This window comes from Mesorhizobium carmichaelinearum (assembly GCF_900199455.1).
GTDB classification, from domain to species: Bacteria; Pseudomonadota; Alphaproteobacteria; order Rhizobiales; family Rhizobiaceae; genus Mesorhizobium; species Mesorhizobium carmichaelinearum.
In genome coordinates this window covers 1-445 of sequence record NZ_FZQR01000159.1, presented here as the reverse complement: position 1 = coordinate 445, position 445 = coordinate 1, and the positions used below count along the sequence as shown (strand labels likewise).

Genomic DNA, 445 nt, shown 5'->3' with positions numbered 1-445 from the left:
GCTGCTGCTATGTGTGAAAGGCTGTGTATGGAGCTTATTAGCCAACGCCATACCACCTTAACAACCACAATGATTGTCCGCGATTTTTTAATGAACGCTCCTTCTGGCACATTACTTAATATTAAAGAGATTTCAAATAAGTTAAATATGAGCGAACGGACGCTAAAAAGGAGGTTACAAGACGAGAATATCTCTTTTAGAGCACTTCAAAATGAAACCTTGCATCGACGTGCCGACTCCCTTTTAGCGCAAAATCTAAATTTAGGCCAAGTGGCAGAAATATTAGGCTTCTCAGATTTATCTACTTTTTCTCAAGCTTATAAACGTTGGACTGGCGTTGCTCCAAGTCATTATAAAAAGCAAATGATTAAATAAACTCTATTTAGGATTTTTAGTTTTTATCCGGAGTTACTCCGACGAACTAGAATTCCACCCTAGTGAAAAG

The 445-nt window shown here is 38.0% G+C and carries 1 protein-coding gene; it reads left to right on the top strand.

Annotated features, from left to right (window positions below; genetic code table 11):
• Positions 1-375, top strand: a 375-nt coding sequence (locus CKW40_RS42480; protein WP_143748543.1) for a helix-turn-helix transcriptional regulator, incomplete at its 5' end; no start/stop codon positions are given.
• Positions 376-445: the final 70 nt, after the last annotated feature.